General features: G+C 63.9%; 18 protein-coding genes and 1 tRNA gene. 9 read left to right on the forward strand and 10 right to left on the reverse strand.

From position 1 onward, the window contains the following. Window positions 1–9 precede the first annotated feature (9 nt). Window positions 10–85: transfer RNA gene (locus tag FG486_RS14305), tRNA-Lys, on the reverse strand. Window positions 86–169: 84 nt separating this feature from the next. After that, the gene (gene folK / locus FG486_RS14310; RefSeq protein ID WP_181268048.1) at window positions 170–664 is read right to left on the reverse strand and encodes a 2-amino-4-hydroxy-6-hydroxymethyldihydropteridine diphosphokinase; all 495 of its coding nucleotides are present in this window, start codon (window positions 662–664) and stop codon (window positions 170–172) included. A gap of 22 nt (window positions 665–686) precedes the next feature. Between folK and FG486_RS14315 the strand changes: the two genes are divergently transcribed. Continuing rightward, window positions 687–1,358 carry a uracil-DNA glycosylase gene (locus FG486_RS14315; RefSeq protein ID WP_181268049.1) on the forward strand — a complete coding sequence of 224 codons (672 nt, stop codon included), beginning with the start codon at window positions 687–689 and terminating at the stop codon, window positions 1,356–1,358. Here FG486_RS14315 and FG486_RS14320 read toward each other — a convergent pair. Continuing rightward, complete coding sequence (locus FG486_RS14320; RefSeq protein ID WP_181268050.1) at window positions 1,342–1,881, reverse strand: (2Fe-2S)-binding protein; 540 nt, start codon at window positions 1,879–1,881, stop codon at window positions 1,342–1,344. The two genes, FG486_RS14315 and FG486_RS14320, sit on opposite strands and share 17 nt — an antisense overlap. 63 nt (window positions 1,882–1,944) lie before the next feature. Next, window positions 1,945–2,706 carry a class II aldolase/adducin family protein gene (locus tag FG486_RS14325; RefSeq protein WP_181268051.1) on the reverse strand — a complete coding sequence of 254 codons (762 nt, stop codon included), beginning with the start codon at window positions 2,704–2,706 and terminating at the stop codon, window positions 1,945–1,947. Between the two features lie 30 nt (window positions 2,707–2,736). Here FG486_RS14325 and FG486_RS14330 point away from each other — a divergent pair, with 30 nt between their 5' ends. The 3 genes from FG486_RS14330 to FG486_RS14340 all read left to right on the forward strand — a co-directional run bounded on the left by FG486_RS14330 (window position 2,737) and on the right by FG486_RS14340 (window position 4,515). Further along, a complete protein-coding gene (locus FG486_RS14330; RefSeq protein ID WP_066278565.1) occupies window positions 2,737–3,384 on the forward strand; it encodes an SOS response-associated peptidase in 648 nt (215 codons plus the stop codon). A 189-nt stretch (window positions 3,385–3,573) separates the two neighbouring features. Next, a complete protein-coding gene (rpsU, locus tag FG486_RS14335) occupies window positions 3,574–3,780 on the forward strand; it encodes a 30S ribosomal protein S21 (protein ID WP_007688176.1) in 207 nt (68 codons plus the stop codon). Window positions 3,781–3,909: 129 nt separating this feature from the next. Then, window positions 3,910–4,515 carry an FKBP-type peptidyl-prolyl cis-trans isomerase gene (locus FG486_RS14340; protein WP_181268052.1) on the forward strand — a complete coding sequence of 202 codons (606 nt, stop codon included), beginning with the start codon at window positions 3,910–3,912 and terminating at the stop codon, window positions 4,513–4,515. A 64-nt stretch (window positions 4,516–4,579) separates the two neighbouring features. Here FG486_RS14340 and FG486_RS14345 read toward each other — a convergent pair whose 3' ends face one another. The 3 genes from FG486_RS14345 to FG486_RS14355 all read right to left on the reverse strand — a co-directional run bounded on the left by FG486_RS14345 (window position 4,580) and on the right by FG486_RS14355 (window position 9,914). Further along, window positions 4,580–5,047, reverse strand: a complete 468-nt coding sequence (locus FG486_RS14345; protein ID WP_181268053.1) for an acyl-CoA thioesterase — start codon at window positions 5,045–5,047, stop codon at window positions 4,580–4,582. Between the two features lie 160 nt (window positions 5,048–5,207). Further along, complete coding sequence (locus tag FG486_RS14350) at window positions 5,208–7,877, reverse strand: TonB-dependent receptor (RefSeq protein WP_181268054.1); 2,670 nt, start codon at window positions 7,875–7,877, stop codon at window positions 5,208–5,210. A gap of 252 nt (window positions 7,878–8,129) precedes the next feature. Then, window positions 8,130–9,914 carry an aminopeptidase P family protein gene (locus FG486_RS14355; RefSeq protein ID WP_181268401.1) on the reverse strand — a complete coding sequence of 595 codons (1,785 nt, stop codon included), beginning with the start codon at window positions 9,912–9,914 and terminating at the stop codon, window positions 8,130–8,132. 222 nt (window positions 9,915–10,136) lie between these two features. Between FG486_RS14355 and FG486_RS14360 the strand changes: the two genes are divergently transcribed. Then, window positions 10,137–12,203 carry a S9 family peptidase gene (locus tag FG486_RS14360; protein ID WP_181268055.1) on the forward strand — a complete coding sequence of 689 codons (2,067 nt, stop codon included), beginning with the start codon at window positions 10,137–10,139 and terminating at the stop codon, window positions 12,201–12,203. A gap of 48 nt (window positions 12,204–12,251) precedes the next feature. Here the strand turns inward: FG486_RS14360 and FG486_RS14365 are convergent, their stop codons facing one another. Continuing rightward, window positions 12,252–13,091, reverse strand: coding sequence for a hypothetical protein (locus tag FG486_RS14365; protein WP_241695834.1), 840 nt, complete (start codon window positions 13,089–13,091; stop codon window positions 12,252–12,254). A gap of 312 nt (window positions 13,092–13,403) precedes the next feature. On the opposite strand from FG486_RS14365, the gene FG486_RS14370 reads away from it, so the two are divergent. From FG486_RS14370 to FG486_RS14385, 4 genes are all read left to right on the forward strand, one after another. Next, window positions 13,404–14,066 (forward strand): energy transducer TonB, encoded by a 663-nt coding sequence (locus FG486_RS14370; RefSeq protein ID WP_060977892.1) that lies wholly within the window; start codon window positions 13,404–13,406, stop codon window positions 14,064–14,066. A gap of 96 nt (window positions 14,067–14,162) precedes the next feature. Next, on the forward strand, window positions 14,163–14,930 hold the full coding sequence (locus FG486_RS14375) for a MotA/TolQ/ExbB proton channel family protein (protein ID WP_060977891.1): 768 nt from the start codon (window positions 14,163–14,165) through the stop codon (window positions 14,928–14,930). A 177-nt stretch (window positions 14,931–15,107) separates the two neighbouring features. After that, the gene (locus FG486_RS14380; protein ID WP_060977890.1) at window positions 15,108–15,641 is read left to right on the forward strand and encodes an ExbD/TolR family protein; all 534 of its coding nucleotides are present in this window, start codon (window positions 15,108–15,110) and stop codon (window positions 15,639–15,641) included. A 38-nt stretch (window positions 15,642–15,679) separates the two neighbouring features. Beyond that, on the forward strand, window positions 15,680–16,123 hold the full coding sequence (locus FG486_RS14385) for an ExbD/TolR family protein (protein ID WP_060977889.1): 444 nt from the start codon (window positions 15,680–15,682) through the stop codon (window positions 16,121–16,123). A gap of 81 nt (window positions 16,124–16,204) precedes the next feature. Here the strand turns inward: FG486_RS14385 and FG486_RS14390 are convergent, their stop codons facing one another. Together FG486_RS14390 and FG486_RS14395 are read right to left on the reverse strand one after the other, a co-directional pair. Continuing rightward, on the reverse strand, window positions 16,205–17,644 hold the full coding sequence (locus FG486_RS14390) for a hypothetical protein (RefSeq protein WP_181268056.1): 1,440 nt from the start codon (window positions 17,642–17,644) through the stop codon (window positions 16,205–16,207). 27 nt (window positions 17,645–17,671) lie between these two features. After that, a complete protein-coding gene (locus FG486_RS14395) occupies window positions 17,672–18,919 on the reverse strand; it encodes a TIGR04063 family PEP-CTERM/XrtA system glycosyltransferase (protein ID WP_181268057.1) in 1,248 nt (415 codons plus the stop codon). Window positions 18,920–18,950 lie beyond the last annotated feature (31 nt).

Genomic DNA, 18,950 nt, shown 5'->3' on the forward strand with positions numbered 1-18,950 from the left:
TTATGGAAATGGTGAGCCCTGCTGGGTTCGAACCAGCGACCTACTGATTAAAAGTCAGTTGCTCTACCGACTGAGCTAAGGGCCCCCTGGGGGTGGCGCGAGGTCTGCGCCATCGGTGGCCGGGCGGACCCGGGTGCGGGCATCCCCCTAGTCGGGCCGGTCCATCGGGTCAACCCCGTGCCGCACGATGGCAGAGCTGCGCGATACTGAGCCCGGTCAGCGGGTCGCGCCAGTTTGCGGCGATTGTCGCCGCCGGGCGCAGCACGAAGTCGCGGGTGCGAAAGGCGGGGTGTGGCACGACGAGCGGCGGGGAAGGGGAATACCAGCTGCCGCCCGACCAGAGAATGATGTCGAGATCGAGCGTCCGCGCCGACCAGCGCTGACCGCGCCTTCTGCCGAAGCGCGCCTCGATCCGCTTGAGCAGTGCCAGCAGCGCGTCGGGCATCAGCGGCGTCGCGATGATCGCGGCGCCATTGGCGTAGCGGCGCTGCGATGGGCCGATCGGCGGCGTCTCGATCACCGGGGCGATTCCCAGCACGTCCGCGCCCTCGCTCGCAAGCGCGAGCAGGGCAGCTCCCAGCACCTGGCGCGGCGCGCCGATGCGATGATGCCGGCGGTTCGATCCCAACGCTATCAGATAATGCTGTATGCTTGCCTCATCCATGCCCAGCGCCTAGCGCGAGGACATGATGGAGTTAAGCCCCATTGCGCATACCGAACCGCCGGTCGACTGTCTGCTATGTCCGCGTCTGGTCGCGCTGCGCCGCGAATGCCAGTCCAGGCACCCCGGTTGGTGGAACGCGCCGGTCCCCGCCTTTGGCGATGCGAACGCCTGGCTGGGCATAGTCGGGCTGGCCCCCGGCATGCACGGTGCGAACCGGACGGGCCGCCCCTTCACCGGCGATTATGCGGGCGACCTGCTGTTTGCGACCTTCCTGAAGTTCGGCCTGTCGCGCGGCACATACCAATCGCGGGTCGATGACGGGCTCGAACTCGAGGGCGTGATCATCATCAATTCGGTCAAGTGCCTGCCGCCACAGAACAAGCCGACTCCGCAAGAGATCAATACCTGCCGCCGCTTTCTATCCGCGCAGCTCGATGCGCTGCCCCAGCTTCGCGTGTTCATCGCGCTCGGCCGGATCGCGCATGACAGCTTCCTGCGGCATCTGGGGCTGCGCGCGGCGAGCCATCCCTTCGGGCACAACGCCCTGCACGATCTGGGCGATGGCCGGGTGCTGATCGACAGCTATCATTGCAGCCGGTACAACACCAATACGGGGCGGCTGACCGAAGCGATGTTCGAGGCGGTGTTCGAGCGCGCGCTGGCTGCACGCGATCGGATCACTCCGCCGGGGTAAGCGCGGGCACGTCCTTGGCCGCGTCCTCGGGCGAGATGCCCGGCGGCGGCGCGGCGGCGATCGTTTCCTGACGCCGCATCACCCGGCCTGCGCGCTTGATCGCGGCGCGGACGCGGGGATAGGTGCCGCAGCGACACAGGTTGCGGATCGCGGCGTCGATTTCGGCATCGCTGGGATCGCTGTTCTTGCGCAGCAGCACGCTCGCCGCGATGATCATGCCGGGGGTACAGAAGCCGCATTGCACCGCCTGTTCGGCGACGAATGCCTGCTGCACCGGGTGGCTGCGATCGCGGCTCAGCGCCTCGATCGTGGTGACATAGCGCCCCTCGACCTCGGCGATGCTGACCAGGCACGAGCGGATCGCCTCGCCATCGACCACGACCACGCATGCGCCGCAATCGCCATTGCCGCAGCCATATTTGGTGCCGGTGAGGTTCGAGGCATCGCGCAGCGCCCAGAGCAGCGGCGTCTCCGGGTCGAGCCGGTACTGGACCGGGCGGTCGTTGACGGTGAACTTGGTCATGGGCTCAGCGCTTATCCGAGCCGCGCTTGCAAGTCACCCATGCACAGACCGCCCGGATGCGGATCAGTCGCGCCAGCTCGGGTCGATCTTGTCGACCTTGCGCACCATCGCGGCAAAATCGGGCACGCCTGCGCCCATCGGCAGTTGCACCTGGCTGAGATCGCGCTGGTGCACCGCGACGACCTCGTCGGGCACGATGATCGGCTTGCCCATCGACATGGTGGCGAGCTGGATCTCGCACGCGCGCTGGAGCGACCAATAGGTGATGAACGCCTCTGGCAGGGTGCGGCCCATGACGACGGGGCCATGGTTCTTCAGCATCAGCACGCGCTTGCCGCGAACGGCCTCGACCAGGCGCGCGCCCTCTTCGGCGCGCACGGTGACGCCCTCGAAATCATGATAGGCGATGTTGCCGATGAAGTTGCAGGCATAGAAATTGGTCGGCTGCAATCCACCTTCGGTCGAGCAGACCGCCATGGTCGCGGTGGTGTGCGTGTGGATGATGCAGTGCATGTCCGGCAGTTCCTTGTGGAACACGCTATGCTGCGTGAAGCCCGCCTTGTTCACCGGATAGGGCGAGCCGTCGAGCTTTTCGCCATCGGAGTTGATCTTGACCAGGTTGGAGGCGCAGACCTCGCTGAAATGCAGGCCATAGGGGTTGATCAGGAAGGCGTCTTCCTCGCCCGGCACCTTGAGCGTGATGTGGTTGTAGATCATTTCCGACCAACCCACCATGTCAAACACGCGGTAGCAGGAGGCGAGCAGCTTGCGCGCTTCATGCTCCTCGGTGGTCATCTGGGGGCTCGGCTTCAACGCGGTGGCCATCACGCTCTCCTGTCTCTATCTTGGGTGGCTATGTGCAACCTGTATCGCATGACAAGCAACGCCGATGCAATCCGCCAGTTGTTCGGCGCGGCGCTGGGTACGGTCGATCTGGGCGGGGCGAACCTGCCGCCGTTCGAGGGCATCTATCCCGATTACGATGCGCCGGTGCTGGTGGCGCAAGGGCAGGGCGCTAGTCTCGCGACGATGCGCTGGGGCTGGCCCCCATTTGGCGAGGTCAAGCGGCCGATCACCAATGTGCGTAACCTGAACTCGCCGATGTGGCGCGGCGCATTGCGCGATCCGGCGCGGCGCTGCCTGGTGCCGGTGACCGCGTTCTGCGAATATGGCGCCGCCCCCGATCCGGTCACGAAGCGCAAGCGGCAGCACTGGTTTGCGCTTGCATCGGGCGAACCCTTCGCCTTTGCCGGGATATGGCGCCCGGTGGAGGAGGGCGCACGCTTCGCCTTTCTGACCTGCGAGCCCAATGCGCTGGTCGGTGCGGTGCATCCCAAGGCGATGCCGGTGATGCTGGCGGGCGAGGGGCTGGGTCAATGGCTGCGCGCCGAATGGGACGAAGCCGAGCGGCTCGTCGCACCCTTTCCCGATAATGCCATGGCCGAGCTGCCATCAGTGTCACCAACCGATGCAAGCGAGGCACAGCCCGGGCTTTTCGGCTGAAACGCGGCGAAATTCCTTGAAAATGCCGCGATGCACTGGTATCGGCCCCGCGTGACCGACAGCCATGCGGCTGGCGTGCCCTATTTTATTGGCCTTCTAGCTTTGGCTTTGCTGTCCGTTTTCCGCGCCCCTCGGCGTGGCGCGAGCGGGTTTGCAGGCCGTGAATCGAAATGGAGCTGACGTAAGTTTATGCAGATTCTCGTACGCGATAACAATGTTGACCAGGCGCTGCGGGCGCTCAAGAAGAAGCTGCAGCGCGAAGGTGTGTATCGCGAGATGAAGCTGCGTCGGCATTACGAGAAGCCCAGCGAAAAGCGCGCGCGCGAAAAGGCTGCTGCCGTGCGTCGTGCACGCAAGCTGGAGCGCAAGCGCATGGAACGTGACGGCGCGAAATAAGCCGGTTATAGCATCGCTAACCTGACGGATCGGGGACGCCGATTCGTCGCAACGACCCCTGATGGGACTGGAAGGTGGAGGCCTTGCAGTGCTTTTCAGGGGTTTGTGGTACGATAACCGGAGGCTTCCATGTCCGTTACCCGCGTTCCCATTCCGCCGCTGGCCAAAGGCTCGCTGACCAAATTGTGGCTGGGCGTCGCCGCAGCCGTCGCGATCGCGGGCGGTACGGCCTGGGCCGGACTGCAGTCGGTGCCGCAATCGGCCGCCGGTTTCCTGTCGAGCAATGCCGACGAGCCGGGCGTGGTGACGACCGAGAGCGGGCTGCAGTTCAAGGAACTGGTCAAGGGTAATGGTCCGTCGCCGACCGATGCGGACGTCACGCTGATCAACTATCAGGGCACGCTGATGGACGGCACGCCGTTCGATGCCAACCAGCGCGTGCCGATGCCCGTCGCCGGATCGATCCCAGGCTTTTCCGAGGCGCTGAAGAAAATGCAGCGTGGGGGCAAGTACCGCCTCTGGGTCCCGCCCGAGCTTGGCTATGGCGCGGAAGAGAAGAAGAATCCGCAGACCGGCGAGGTCGTCATTCCCGCCAACAGCCTGCTGGTGTTCGACGTCGATCTGATCGAGTTCATCCCCGAGATGCAGCTGCGGGCCATGCAGCAGCAGCTTCAGGGCCAGGGTGCGCCCGGTGGTCCTCCGGGGGCACCGCCGCCGGGAATGCCGGGCAACTGATCTGGGAACATGAAAAAGCCCGGTGGCAACACCGGGCTTTTTCTTTGGCTGGCGTTGCTGGCGGTCAGACGCCTTCGGGGCGGACTGGCTCGAACGCGGCGACCATGTCCTTGAACCATTGCGGCACCGGCGCGGGGCGACGGGTCGCCATCGCGAAATGGACATAGCTGATCGTCACCACGGTGAGCAGCTCTTCACCGCGAAAGATGGCGCACTCGCTGGTCAGCGAGCTCGAACCGAAGCGCTTGATGCGCACCGCGAGGTCGATGATGTCATCTGCGACGGCGCTGCCGCGGAAATCGACATCCGCATGGCGCACCATCATGTCGTGATCAGGGCCGAACAGGTTGAAGCCGGTGCTCTCGGGCTTCCCGCTCGCCAGATTGAGCGCGCGGAAATATTCGGTGATGCCGACATCGGCGTACATCAGATAGTTCGCGTTGAAGACGATATTCTGCATATCGACCTCGTGATAGTGCACGCGCTTGGGCGCGATGCTGCGATAATGGGCGCGGATGGGCGCGTCCGACATGCTGTTCCCCTCTCTTGTTCTCGTTCCGGATCGTCTGCTCCGCATACACAATGCTGGCCACAAAAAAAGGGGGGCACGAAGCCCCCCATTTCCCTGTTTTCAATCGGTTGGGTCTTTTGCCAACCTGATCGTGACCAAGCCCGGTCAAACCGTGATTGGATCAGAACTTGAAGCGGACCGAACCGCCATAGGTGCGCGGCAGGCTCGGATAGCCCGAAATGCTGCCGCTCTGGGCGACCGAGTCGAACACGGTCGAGATGAACCGGTCGTCGAGCAGGTTGCGTGCCCACGCGCTGATCTCGAAGCCATTGGTCAGCTCCAGCGTCGCCGAGACGTTGACCAGGTCGGTCTGGCGACGGAACTGGCGGGCAATGTCCAGGGCAGGCTGGAAGTTGCGCGTGCCGTTGGCGTTGGTAACGATGAAGCCCGGCAGACCTTCGGCGATCTGCACGTCGCTTTCATAGGCATAGTCGCCGCGCACGGTGAACTTGGTGCCGCCTGCGAACTCGTAGGTGTACGAACCGCCCATCGATGCCGACAGGGCAGGGATGCCCGCCGGGGTTGCGCCGGTCAGATCACCGACCGCCGAGTTGAGGAAGCTGTCATACTTCGGATCGAGATAGGTGAAGGCGACGAACAGGTTGAGGCCGTCGGTCGGACGGACGGTGCCGTCGAACTCGATACCGAAGGTCGACTGCTTGCCCGCATTGGCGAGCGCGAAGCCGGTGCCGGTGAAGACGTTGCTCTGGAAGCCGCGGATCGACTGCTTGAACACGGTCAGGTTGAATGCGACCAGCGGCCACTGGGCCTTGATGCCGGCTTCATAGACTTCCGATTCTTCGGGACCCGCAAAGCGCGAACCGGTGGTCAGGTTCGGCAGCGCCAGACCGGCATTGCGGATCGGCGAAGCAGCCGGATTGTTGACCGGCGAGCCGGGGATGAAGTCGGTCGGGAACGGACGGCTGTCACGCGACAGGTTGAACGAGGTCGCCTTGAAGCCGGTGGCATAGGTGGCGTAGATGTTCAGATTGTCGGTGATCTCGTAATTCGCGCGGATGGTGTACGAGAAATCGTCGTCCTTGGTACGGCCGCTTTCCACCGCGTTGGGGAAGTTGAGGAACGGCGGCAGGAACTGCAGCGCGCGCAGGCCGAGCAGCGGGTTCACCGCCGGGTTGGTGTTGTTGGCGCGGGCAAAGGCAGCGGCACCGGTCTGGATCTGGCCGAAAGCGGCGGGCTGTGCCGCAGCGAACGCAGCGATCTGCGCCGCATTGGCCGGTCCGGGCAGGCGCAGCGCCTGGCCGACGGTGGTGGCGATGCCCTGCTGGGTGATCAGCGTGTTGCCGATGGCGACGAAATCAAGCGCCGAGAACGGGTCGGTGCTGACGACGTTCGAACGGACGCGCTTCTTGTCTTCGGTATAGTTGAAGCCGAAGGTGAAGGTCAGGCGATCGGTCGGCTTCAGGTCGAACTGGCCGAACAGCGAGAACGCATCGTTGCCATAGGTGAAATCGTCGAAAATACCCTGGCCCTGGCGGAAGAAGGTGTTGTTGGGCACGCCCAGCAGCGCTTCGACACCGGCGGCGCCGCCGACGGCGGGGCCGATCAGCGCGCTGGCATAGCCGCGGAAGTCGCGACCGAAGAGCAGGTCGTTGGTGAACTTGATGTCTTCGTTGAAATAGAAGCCGCCGAGCAGGAAGTTCAGCGGGCCGTCAAAGTCCGATGCGACGCGCAGTTCCTGCGTGAAGGTGTCGATCGAGGTATTGGCGAGGTTCTGGCCGATCAGGTCGGCGCTGGTGAAGTCCGAATCCTGGTTGGTGGTCGAACGCACCTCGCGATAGGCGGTGATGCTGGTGAAGGTCAGCGCGCCGACATTCCAGTCACCCTGCAGCGATGCGCCATAGTTCTCGATCTCGTTGGTCGAGGGGATGTTGTTACGCACGCGGTACGAGAACGGATCGGCCGCCTCGAGCGGACGCGCCTGACCGCTGGCAGCGCGCAGCGCCGCAGTGATGGCCGGGTTCTCGCGGACATTGGCAGCGATACAGCAGTTTTCGTCGATCTTGTCATAATCGCCGATCACGCGGAACGACAGGTCGGCGCTGGGCTCCCAGAGCAGCTGGCCGCGCACGCCCCAGCGATCGCGGTTGTTGAACTTGGTGCCGAGGTTCAGGTCGCGAGCATAGCCGTCACGCTTGTTGATGTTGCCGGCGAGGCTGAAGGCGAGGGTCTCGCTGATCGGGCCGGTAATGTCACCGCGCAGGATGCGCGCGTTGAAATTGCCATAGGTCGCTTCGACCTGGCCGCCGAATTCGAACTGGGGGCGCTCGGTCACGATGCTGATGATACCCGCCGAGGCATTCTTGCCGAACAGGGTCGACTGCGGGCCGCGCAGCACTTCAACGCGCTGGATGTTGGGCAGGTCGCCGATCTGGGCAGCCGAGCGCGAGCGGTACACGCCGTCGATGAACACGCCGACCGAAGGTTCGATGCCGGGGTTGTTCGCGCCGTTACCGAAGCCGCGGATGATGAAGTTGGTGTTGGCCGAGCTCTGCAGCTGCGAGACGCGCAAGCTGGGGACCAGGGTCTGCAGGTCGATCAGGTCACGGACCTGTGCGTCCTCGATATCTTCACCGCTGGTGACCGAAACCGCGATCGGAATTTCCTGCAGCGTGGTTTCGCGCTTGGACGCGGTCACGATGATGACGTTGCTGTCGGCGTTCTCGGCGTCCTGGGCCGCGTCCTGCGCAAAGGCAGCGGCGGGCATGGCGAGCGAGCCGAGCGCTGCACCCGAAAGCAGAATCGTTTTCAGGCGGGTGTCGGTGATGATCATCGGGTGTTCTCCCCTAAAATGGCTGACAAAAACGGCCCCGTCCCAGGGCTCGTATGGCTTTGGGATGTCCTTATGACTGACACCCGACTGTCACAAATGAAAAGCTAGGAAACGCAGGCGATTCCGCTACCTGCGTGACATTCTTGCAACGCAATTAACCTTTGCCGCGACGTCAATTGCATGGGCGGCAATTGTGCGTCGCAGCATTCCGTTGGCGTAAAGCGGCAGGATCGCCCCAAATTGACGCGGACGTCAACCGATCGGGGCGCAGGCGGCCTCCAGCCAGGCCAGTGCCTCGCCATCAAGCTGCGGCGCGACCACCTCCAGTACCTTGGCATGATAGGCATTGAGCCAGCCGAGTTCGGCGGGGCTGAGCAGTTCGGGTTCGATGCAGTTGCGGTCGATCGGCGCGAAGGTCAGAGTCTCGAAGCCGAGCATGTCGAGCTCGGCACCGGCGATCTCGAGCGGTTCGACCAGCACCAGATTCTCGATGCGGATGCCGAATTCTCCGGCCTTGTAATAGCCGGGCTCGTTCGAGCAGATCATGCCGGGGCGCAGCGGCTCGCCCTGGCCGCCGAACGCGGCAATGCGCTGCGGTCCTTCATGCACCGCCAGGAAACTGCCGACGCCATGGCCGGTGCCGTGCGCATAATCGACGCCATCGGCCCAGAGGAATTGGCGTGCGAGCGTATCGAGCTGCCCGCCGGTCGTCCCCTTGGGGAAGCGGATGGTGGCGAGCGCGATATGGCCCTTCAGCACCTGGGTGAAGCGCCGCTTCATTTCCGCTGTCGGCGTGCCGATGGCGATGGTGCGGGTGATGTCGGTGGTACCGTCGAGATACTGGCCGCCGGAATCGACCAGATACAGGCTGTCCGTCACGATCGGCAGGTTGGTTTCCTCGCTGACCCGGTAATGGCAGATCGCGCCGTTCGACGACGCGCCGGAGATGGTGTCGAACGAGGTGTCGATCAGCTTGCCGGTCGCTTCGCGGAATTCGAGCAGCTTGGCTGCGGCGGAAAGCTCGGTCTCGCCACCTGCCGGGCCGGCGATCGAGAGCCAGTGGAGGAAGCGACTGACCGCCGCGCCGTCGCGCGCCTGCGCGGCGCGATGGCCTTCGATCTCGGTCTGGTTCTTCATCGCGCGCGGCAGCACGCTCGGGTCGCGCTTGGCCACGATCCTGGCGCCGGCGGCTTCGAGCCGGGCAAAGATCGCCGCGACCGCGCGTTCGGGATCGACCGCGACGGCCTTGCCGCTCAGCGCGTCGAGCCCTGCCGGAAAATCGTCATAGCCATGCAGCGCGACCTGGTTGCCCAGATGCGCGCGCAGATCGTCGGTCACCTTTTCGGGGGCGACATAGAGATCGGCGCTGCCGTCCCGATGCACCACGCCATAAGAAAGCGTCACCGGCGTGTGCGTCACGTCGCCGCCGCGCACGTTGAACAGCCAGGCGACCGAATCGAGTGCGGTGATGACCGCGGCATCGAGCTTCTCGTCCGCCAGCCAGGCCGCGACATCTGCGCGCTTGTCGCCCGCATCCTTGCCAGCATATTCGAGCGCATGCGGCTTCATCACCGCATCGGGGCGCGCGGGCTGATCGTGCCATACCGCATCGACGGGATTGCTCGCGACCTCCCTGAGCGACGCGCCGACCTTGGCCAGCTTCGCGCTCGCCTGTTTCACCCAGTCGCGGGTGTGCAGCCAGGCATCATAGCCGATCACGGCCCCTTCGCCGACGTTCGCCCCCAGCCAATCCGCGACGCTCTGTTGCGCGGTGCCGACATATTCGAACAGCCGTCCGTCTACCTGATCGCGCACCTGGATCGTATAGCGCCCGTCGACGAAAATCGCCGCCCGGTCGGATAGCACCACCGCGCTGCCCGCCGATCCGCCAAAACCGGTCAGCCATTCCAGCCGCTGCGCATAGGCGCCGATATACTCGCTCATATGCTCGTCACAGATCGGAACGACAAAACCATCCAGCCCCTGACGCTTCAGTTCTTCGCGCAAGGCGGCGAGGCGGGCTTCATGGGTGGACATCAGCATGGCGGGGTATCAACTCCTTGCAAAAGCGGTTGGGCGGCAAGATAGAGACAATCCGTGACCAGCGCCAGTCTGGCGACCGGAACGTTCTGTCGTGATCCAGTTCGAAGGGAGCCGTACATGCCGATCCGACCCAGTTTCTCATCCGTGATTGCCCGCGCCGCGCTGGTGGCGGCAATGGCCCTGTCATCCCCTGTTCTTGCTAGCGAAAGTGCATCCATGTCCGACAAGCCCCAGCCGCCCATCGCCGAGCAGCGGCCCTATAGCTACGAACGCCACGGCGTGACCGTGCAAGATCCGTGGCACTGGCTGCGCGACCAGGGCTATCCCAAGGTCGATGATGCCGATGTGCTGGCCTATCTGGAATCGGAGAACCGCTGGTTCGAAGCCGCGATGAAGCCGCACCAGGCGCTGACCGACGCGTTGTTCGAGGAGATGAAGGGCCGCATCAAGGAGGATGACAGCTCGGTCCCGCAAAAGGATGGCGACTGGCTCTACTGGGTCGAGTACGACAAGGGCGCGCAGTACAAGAAATGGTATCGCAAGCCGGTTGCGGGCGGCGAGAAGCAGCTGATCCTCGACGAGACCGAGCTTGCCAAGGACAAGGACTATTTCCGCCTCGGCGCCTTCTCGGTCAGTCCCGACGGCAGGCTGCTCGCCTATTCGGTCGACGACAACGGGTCGGAGCGGTTCGAGGCGCGGTTCAAGGACCTGACCACCGGCACCATCCTGCCCGATGTCATCCCGGGGACGCTCTCCAGTCTGGTCTGGACCGCCGACGGCAAGTCGCTGATCTATGGCCTGGCCAACGAGAACTGGCGCACCGACAATGCCCGGCTGCACGTGCTGGGCCAGCCGCTGGACAAGGATGTCGAGCTCTACAAGGAGGCGGATGAGGGCTTCCGCGTCGACGTGGGCATGACCTCGAACGAGAAGTACATCGTGATTGCCACCGGCGACAACGAGACCAGCGAGATCCGCCTGCTGCCTGCGGACAATCCGCTGGGCGAGCCGATCCTGATCAGCCCGCGCAAGAAGGGCCGCGAATATGACGTCGAGGAGCGCGACGGCACGCTATTCATCCACACCAATGACGAGCATGTGAACTTTCGCCTCGCCACTGCGAGCATCGACAATCCGGGCGAATGGACGACGCTCATCCCCGGCAGCGACGATTTCTACATGACCGACATGAATGCCTTCAAGGACTTCTATGTCATCGAAGGGCGGCGCGGTGGCCTCGATCAGATCGAGATCCGCGATTATGCCGACCCCAAAAAGGTCCAGCCGATCACCTTCCCTGAGGCGAGCTATTCCGCGTCATTAGGCGACAATCCCGAATGGGACATGAAGGTGCTGCGGCTTTCTTATGAATCGATGGTCACGCCCGACACCGTCTATGATTATGATGTCGCGACGCAGAAGCTGACCGTGCTCAAGGTGCAGGAGGTGCCGTCGGGCTATAACGCCGCCGATTACGAGACCGAGCGGCTTATGATTGCCGCGCGGGACGGGACCGAGGTTCCAGTTTCGGTTATCTACCGCAAGGGCTTCAGGAAGGATGGCAGTGCGCCGCTGCACCTCTATGCTTACGGCGCCTATGGCTATGCGGTTCCACCGAGCTTCTCGGTCACGCGGCTCAGCCTGGTCGATCGTGGCTTTGCCTATGCCATTGCGCATATCCGCGGCGGCGACGACCTCGGCCGCAAATGGTATCTCGATGGCAAGCTGACCAAGCGGACCAACACGTTCAACGATTTTGTCGATGTCGCCAAGGGGCTAATCGCCAAGGGATATACTGCAAAGGGCAAGGTGACCGCGAGCGGCGGCTCGGCGGGTGGCGAGCTGATGGGCGTGGTCGTCAACACCGATCCCGATCTGTGGGGCGCGGTCGTGGCGCATGTGCCGTTCGTCGACGTGGTCAACACGATGCTCGACGAGAGCCTGCCGCTGACGCCGGGCGAATGGCCCGAATGGGGCAACCCTATCACCGACAAGGCGGCGTTCGACCTGCTGCGATCGTACAGCCCCTATGACAATGTGAAGGCCCAGGCCTACCCGCCGCTGCTGGTGACCGCAGGGCTCAACGATCCGCGCGTGACCTATTGGGAGCCCGCGAAATGGGTGGCGAAGCTGCGCGTCACCAAGACCGATGACAACGCACTGCTGCTCAAGACCAATATGGGCGCAGGCCATGGCGGCAAGTCGGGCCGGTTCGACTCGCTCAAGGAGACGGCCGAGGAGTTCGCCTTCATCCTCTGGCAGATGGGCATGGCGGGCAAGTAACCGGGTCGGGGCCGGGGCAGGGCGGATGCGCTCGGCCCCGGTGCCGGCTCAGCGGCAGGGACCGAGCTGCTCGAGCACGAAATTATAGTCACGCCGCGCCAGATCGTTGTCCGCAGGCGTGTCGGAGACAAGCGCCCGCGCAGGGATTTCGCGGGGGAGCGAGCAGGCGAGCCGATACCAGAGCAGCGTGTTGCGCTTCGGCGGCGCGGCAGCCTCGTCGACGATCTCGGTGAGCGAAACTGCCCAGCGCGCGGCAAGGCCGGGACGGCGCAACACGGTGATCGACACCGGGTCCCCGGTCGACGTCGCCAGAAAGACCTGCGTCTCGCCTTCACCCTGCAGATTGCCGCGTACGTGCAGCGCCTCGCGTATGCCCTTGATCGCTGGCGGCGCGCCGGTGCTGACCAATTCGGTCACGATGTCACGCACTTGCTGTTCGGTGGCCGCCGTCCAGGCGACTTGCGCGTCCTTGGAGACAAGCTGGACCTCACCGGGGCGCGTGCCGGGCCGGGCGAACAGCAGGAACTGTTGCTTTTTCAGCTTGGGAACGTTGCCCTTGGCGTTACGCGGCACGTCAACCAGATAGCGAATCGATTCGCTGACGCCCTGCTTTCCGCGAATGAGATTCAATACCTGCGCCTCGACGAACAGCCGTGCCATAGTGGGTGCGACGTCGGGCGCGCGCGCCGGATCGACGACGGTGGTCTTCTTAACCTGGACCCGCAGCACCTGCGGAGCGGCATCCGCAAGGCGTGCCAGAGCGACATAGCCCGGTCCCTCCGTTTCGGATGAAACCTGTGCATTCGCGGCGTATACGATAGGAAAACCGCCACTAATTGCGATGGTTAAGGCGGTGGCGGCAGCAAGCGATTTGAGCGCGTGCGGCATGGGGGAGTCTCCTCGTTTTCGCTGTCCGGAAGGGCGGCTGTCGGGGCTCAAAGGTTAATTCAAACTGAATCCATTTAAGCGATTGCCTGCTGATAAGTTGCGCGTTAAATCCCCTTTCGGGCAAGAGAAAAACAAACCAGAGGCTGGAACACAGCGGGGGAGCGGGAAGCAAGCCGGAAGGGTTGCATTCCGCAACTTGCATGTTTCATGCACCAGCTGCGGTCATCGGCTGGTTTGTCCGGGTGTCGTGGATTGCAATGTCGGCGCTCCCCGGATGACGGGTTTCAATAGGGTAAGGAGCGTCGTTTCTGAATGGCCTATGCTGATCAACAGGCAAGCGGAAACAAGATAGTTTCCCTCGTTATCGTGGCATTGATCCACATTGTGGTGATCTATGCCCTGGTAACAGGACTTGCATATAGTGCGGTCAAGACGGTGGCTGAAAAGCTGAACGTCGTTGACGTTGAGGAAGAGGTGATCGAGCCGGAAGAGCCGCCGCCACCTCCGCCGGACCAGCCGATCACGCCGCCGCCGGTCGTAACGCCGCCGCCGATCGTTCGGACGCCGCCAACTACGGCGCCGGTCATCACCACCACCAACACTCCGCCGCCGGTGTTCATCCCGCAGCCTGTCGCTGCGCCGCCGCCTGCGCCTCCGGCACCGCCGCCGCCGCCTTCCAAGGCTTCGGGTGCATCGCCGCGTGGCAACCCGGGCAGCTGGGCAACCCCCAACGATTACCCCGCTCGCGCACTGCGTGAAGAGCGTGCTGGTACCACTCGTTTCCGCGTCACCATCGGCCCCGACGGCCGTGTGACGAACTGCGAGATCACCGGATCGAGCGGCCATGCCGATCTCGACGAGGCGACCTGCAAGAACGTGACCCGCAGGGCACGCTTCAAGCCGGCTCTCGACGCTGCCGGAAACGCGATTTCGGATACCTATTCGAACGCGGTTCGCTGGGAAATTCCGAAGTAACATTTGGACTGGATGCCGCTGCGGCGGATTGGGTTTTGGTTCTAGACGCACCGATTTTTGGACGGCGCTCTATCTATTTTCTGAGAGGAAGTTTTGATGTTGATTGAAATGCTGGCTGCGGCTGCAGGTGAAGCGCCGAAAAACGCTTTCGGTTTCGCGGAAGCTCTCGAGCAGGGCGGTGTGATCGCTTACGCCACCGTCGTTATCCTGGGTATCATGTCGTTCGGTTCGTTCTTCATCCTGTTCACCAAGCTGTTCGAACAGCAGAAGGTGCTCTCGCAGGGTGCCAAGGTTCGTGAAACCTTCTGGCGCGCTGGCAGCATGAAGGAAGGCGCCAACAAGCTCGAGAAGAACACCGCCTATCGCCAGATCGTCGACGACGGCCTGAAGGCACAGGAAGAGCATGCCAAGCTGACCGACCCCGTCGAAGCCCATGACTGGCTGCACGGTTCGCTGAGCCGTTCGGAAGCTGCCATCAACGCCAAGCTGGCTGGTGGTCTGCCGTTCCTGGCAACCGTGGGTGCGACCTCGCCGTTCATCGGTCTGTTCGGTACCGTTATCGGTATCTATCGCGCACTGATCAAGATCGGCATCGCCGGTCAGGCATCGATCGACCAGGTCGCCGGCCCCGTCGGTGAAGCTCTGATCATGACCGCACTGGGTCTGGGCGTGGCCGTTCCCGCCGTGCTTGCCTATAACTGGCTGCAGGCTCGCAACAAGCTGATCGCTGCTCAGCTGAGCGCCTTCTCGACCGACGTTCTGGGCTACATGGCTTCGAACGGCGCTGTGGTCCCGGCGACCAAGGCTCCGGCTGCTCCCGCTGCCAAGCCCGCCGCTCCGGCCGCCGCACCGATCAAGAAGTAATCCGGCACAGGGCAGGGATGCGGCCAGCCTTTCCGGCACCGCATCCCTCCCGCGCAGCCCGGCCGATAGTGCCGAAGCTGCATCGGATAGACTGGCCGTTCCGGATTTTCCCGGCCGGCCGGTGACACAGCCACCGCTCTTTCGGGCTAGTGGCATGACAGAATAGGATTTGTTGCGATGGCAATGAGCGTTGGAGGCGCCGGCGGCGAAGAGAAGCCGATGTCGGACATCAACACCACGCCCCTCGTGGACGTGATGCTGGTGCTTCTCATCATCTTCCTGATCGCGATCCCGGTCGTGATCCAGACGGTGGATGATCTGGAAATCCCGGTCGTCGAATTCGAACCGACCGAGACGAAGAACGAAAACATCCTGCTTTCGGTTTCCTCGACTGATGCCAATGGCCTCAGCCCGGGTGACGAAGGCTTCGCGGGCGCAAGCCCGAACGGCGAATGCCGCGTCTATGTGAACGTGACGCCGGTGGACAATGCCGAGCTTCAGGAACTCGCTGTGAAGCGCCTGGAATCGATCATTGAAAATGCCGGTGGCGTGGAAAACCTGAAGGAAGAAGATCTTCCCGAAGTGCACATCCGCGGCGACGTCAATGCACCCTATCGTTGCATCGGTGGCGCAATCTTCACCGTGCAGCGCGCCGGTTTTGCCAAGGTGGGCTTCATTTCCTCGCCCATCGCGCTGGTTGAAGCAGGTTAAGCGCTTCGGTGCGCACACAGGAATTGGAGTAGCTTGATATGGCAATGAGTGGCGGCAAGGACGATGGCGAGCCGATGATGGAGATGAACACGACGCCGTTGATCGACGTCATGCTCGTGCTCCTCATCATGTTCATCATCACCATCCCGGTCCAGACCCATGCGGTGAAGATCGACCTGCCGGTCGACAGCCAGACTCCGCCGGATGTCCAGATCGAACCGGTCAAGAACAAGCTGACCGTCGATACCAACGATACCATCGCCTGGAATGGCACCCCGGTATCGCAGGGACAGCTGGCCGGGATTCTGGCACAGACCCGCAACATGGATCCGGAACCCGAACTGCAGTTCCAGCCGGATGCCCGTTCGCGCTATCAGATCACCGACGAGGTTCTCGCCGTGATCAAGCGCAGCGGCGTGACCAAGCTGGGCTTCGTGGGTAACGAACAGTACGGCACCTTCCAGAAGCCGCCGGGCCAGTAATGGACCGGCAGCCCTGGTGCTGACACAGAGAAGGGCGGCGTAGCGATACGCCGCCCTTTTTCTTTGCCTGCAGTGCGGCGATCAGCTGCCGCGCTGGCGATCCGAAAGCTGACGCAGCGTCGCAAGCGCATCGCGCAGCGCGGCGTCCATGTCGTCCTCGGTGGCAGCCGGTGCCGCAGGAGCGGCTTCGACAGATCCGGCCGCGTCGGTCGTAGCTTCATCGACCATCGGCTCCGCGGCGCTCGTCGAAACCGAAGGCGGCAGATATTCAACATCCTCGTCCCAGAGCGGCTGCGCCCGGAAACTGGCCGTCTCCGCTTCAGCGCTGTCCTCGACCACCGGGACTTCGGTGGGTTCGTCCGCAGCGACGGCCTGTTCTTCGAAGCGCGGAACACCGCCAAGGCGGAGGCGAAACGGACGGACGGCCTCGCCTTCGCCGGTTTCGTCGACCGACGGCTTGCCAAGCGCGAAAATCTGCGCCCCAGTCCCGTCAGCAGCCATACCGGTCCGATCGGTTTGCGCCTGGTGCCGCCGCCGCGCCAGACCGGCTTCGAGCCGCGCCAGCAATTCGGCCACGCTGAGATGGTCGAGCTCGTCCGCTAGCCCGGTTTCGGGCAGAGCGTCGACCGGCATGGCATCCAGCACGGGATGCGCTGCAGCGGCGACGGACCATGCCGCTTCGGCTTGTTTGGGTTCGGCGGCGTGTTTGAACGGTGCGTCGGCAGTCGGTTCTTCCGATGCTTGCGCCAGTTCGACAGTAGGTTCGGGTTCGGGCGCGTCCGGCGCCGCGAAGCGCGTTTCGGCCTCCTCTTCGATATCAGGCTCGATGAACGGCGCTGCAAAGGGCGGCGGCGCAAAGCGCAGCGACGGGGCAGGGGCCGGCGCATTCGGCGCGGGAGCGTTCACGGGCGCGATGACCGCCATGCTTTCACCCAGCTCGAGCGGAGCTGCCGCGACCGGCTCGCTTTCGGTCAGCGGTGCGCCCAGGTCTTCGCTGGCGCGGATCGGCGCACGGACCGGAGCATCGGGATGCTGGTCGCCATTGCGGATGCGCGGCGCGGCGAGGTCAGAAAAGTCGGTGATCGTGCCGGGAGCGGGCTCGCTCTTGCCGAAGCGCAGCGTGCGCAGCCAACTGGCCAGCTTGCCGCTCTTGGCCACCGGCGCGCCAGGCTGGCTCGCGTCGTTGCCGGTGTTGTCGGCTTTCCGGATGGAAGTTTCAAAACCCATTTCGTCGCTCTCCGCACGCGGCAGCAGCGACAGCAGCGCTCCTGCGGTCAGTGTGCCAATGCCTGCGCTCAGCGCCAGCCTGGCGGTATCGCCCAGCGGCGGGGCGGCCGCGGGCAGCAATTCGGCGATGCCATAGGCGGTGACAAAGCCTTCGATGGCATTCATCGGGATGAAGCTGCTGCCGAACGCTGCAGCCACCCCTCCACCCAGCGCAATCGCTGAAGGATGGCGCGCGAGGACGCTGGCTCCGGCGGCGCCGGTGCTTTCCTGTTCGTCCGCTTGCGGTGTCGCCATGCTGCTAAGACCCTGGTGCCATCGTCATCAGGCCGCGCTGGAAATGCGCCCGCCCATGGTCCGTTCTAGCATGCGTTGGTAAACGGGTTGATAACGCTCTACATTTCGCGCCCAGTTGCGTTCCTCGCCAACAAAGCGCCGGGCTGTGGCGCGTCGCTCGTCCCAGCCCTCGCGCCCCGCGATGAGCCCGGCCAGCGCATCGGCCATCGCCTGCGGATCATCGGGCGCGAAAAGCGTGCCGGTGACGCCATCGGCGATGAGCTCGCGGTGGCCACCGACATTCGAGGCCGCGACCAGCCGCCCCTGGGCCATCGCTTCGAGCGGCTTCAAGGGGGTCACGGTTTCGGTGAGACGCATGGCCTTGCGCGGGTAGACCAGAATGTCGGTCAGGCTGTAATAATGCTCCACCTCCGAATGCGGCACGCGGCCGACAAAGCGGATGGCGTGTGCCGCAGGGGAGGCCTCGGCTTGTGCGCGCAGCGCCGCCTCGGCAGGGCCTCCGCCGACCATAAGCAGGCGGATGTCGGGATCGCGCGCGATCAGCATCGGCATGGCGGCGATCAGGTCATCGAGCCCCTCATAGGGGTAGAAGCTGCCGATAAAGCCGAGCACGGTCTTGCCGGTCAGCCCCAGCGCCTCCGCGCGCGCCGGGTCCGCAGGGACGGGCGTCCCGAAAAGTTCCAGATCCACCCCATTGGGCGAGACCATGATCTTGTCGGCAGGAAAGCCGCGCGCGATCAGGTCGTCGCGCAAGCCTTCGCAGATCACTGCAACGGCATCCGCCTGGGCGACGACGCGATTCTCCATCTGCCGGGTAAGCCAGTATTTGGCGGACGTCTCGCTGCCCGTGCCATTGCCGACCGCCGCATCTTCCCAGAAGGCACGGATCTCGTAGAGCACCGGCAGGCCCAGCCTGCGCCCGGCGCGGATCGCGGCAAGCCCATCGAGCGCGGGCGAATGCGCGTGCAGGATGTCGGGCTTCCAGATCGCCGCCGTCGCTTCGGTGGCACGGGCAAGCGCGGCGATGTCACGCCATTCGCGTAAGCCGGGCGGACCCGATACCGGCTCCATCGTGCGATGAAAGGTCAGGCCGTCATGCTGCTCGACCGCCTCGACATGCGAACCGGTGGGCAGCGACGCCTGGTGCCGGACGCTGGTCACGCCGCGCACCTCCAGCCCGGCGCGATGCTGCGCGGTCAGGATCGCGCGCGTGCGGAAGCTGTAGCCGCTGTGCAGCGGCAGGCTGTGATCGAGAACGTGCAGGATCCGGGTCATGGCGCGCAAGCCTATGGCGCAAAAGGATTAA

Origin of the sequence: Blastomonas ursincola, from assembly GCF_013607875.1 — a bacterium.
Classification (GTDB): Bacteria; Pseudomonadota; Alphaproteobacteria; order Sphingomonadales; family Sphingomonadaceae; genus Blastomonas; species Blastomonas ursincola.

Bases quoted from the DNA above. Each gene is read 5' to 3' on its own strand.
- FG486_RS14395 (WP_181268057.1), bottom strand. From the start codon at position 18,919: ATGACCCGGATCCTGCACGTTCTCGATCACAGCCTGCCGCTGCACAGC.
- FG486_RS14345 (WP_181268053.1), bottom strand. From the start codon at position 5,047: ATGTCGGACGCGCCCATCCGCGCCCATTATCGCAGCATCGCGCCCAAG.
- FG486_RS14340 (WP_181268052.1), top strand. From the start codon at position 3,910: ATGTCCGTTACCCGCGTTCCCATTCCGCCGCTGGCCAAAGGCTCGCTG.
- FG486_RS14380 (WP_060977890.1), top strand. From the start codon at position 15,108: ATGGCAATGAGCGTTGGAGGCGCCGGCGGCGAAGAGAAGCCGATGTCG.
- FG486_RS14390 (WP_181268056.1), bottom strand. From the start codon at position 17,644: ATGGCGACACCGCAAGCGGACGAACAGGAAAGCACCGGCGCCGCCGGA.
- FG486_RS14350 (WP_181268054.1), bottom strand. From the start codon at position 7,877: ATGATCATCACCGACACCCGCCTGAAAACGATTCTGCTTTCGGGTGCA.
- rpsU (WP_007688176.1), top strand. From the start codon at position 3,574: ATGCAGATTCTCGTACGCGATAACAATGTTGACCAGGCGCTGCGGGCG.
- FG486_RS14370 (WP_060977892.1), top strand. From the start codon at position 13,404: ATGGCCTATGCTGATCAACAGGCAAGCGGAAACAAGATAGTTTCCCTC.
- FG486_RS14365 (WP_241695834.1), bottom strand. From the start codon at position 13,091: ATGCCGCACGCGCTCAAATCGCTTGCTGCCGCCACCGCCTTAACCATC.
- FG486_RS14330 (WP_066278565.1), top strand. From the start codon at position 2,737: ATGTGCAACCTGTATCGCATGACAAGCAACGCCGATGCAATCCGCCAG.
- FG486_RS14325 (WP_181268051.1), bottom strand. From the start codon at position 2,706: ATGGCCACCGCGTTGAAGCCGAGCCCCCAGATGACCACCGAGGAGCAT.
- FG486_RS14315 (WP_181268049.1), top strand. From the start codon at position 687: ATGATGGAGTTAAGCCCCATTGCGCATACCGAACCGCCGGTCGACTGT.
- FG486_RS14375 (WP_060977891.1), top strand. From the start codon at position 14,163: ATGTTGATTGAAATGCTGGCTGCGGCTGCAGGTGAAGCGCCGAAAAAC.
- FG486_RS14385 (WP_060977889.1), top strand. From the start codon at position 15,680: ATGGCAATGAGTGGCGGCAAGGACGATGGCGAGCCGATGATGGAGATG.
- folK (WP_181268048.1), bottom strand. From the start codon at position 664: ATGGATGAGGCAAGCATACAGCATTATCTGATAGCGTTGGGATCGAAC.
- FG486_RS14355 (WP_181268401.1), bottom strand. From the start codon at position 9,914: ATGTCCACCCATGAAGCCCGCCTCGCCGCCTTGCGCGAAGAACTGAAG.
- FG486_RS14360 (WP_181268055.1), top strand. From the start codon at position 10,137: ATGTCCGACAAGCCCCAGCCGCCCATCGCCGAGCAGCGGCCCTATAGC.
- FG486_RS14320 (WP_181268050.1), bottom strand. From the start codon at position 1,881: ATGACCAAGTTCACCGTCAACGACCGCCCGGTCCAGTACCGGCTCGAC.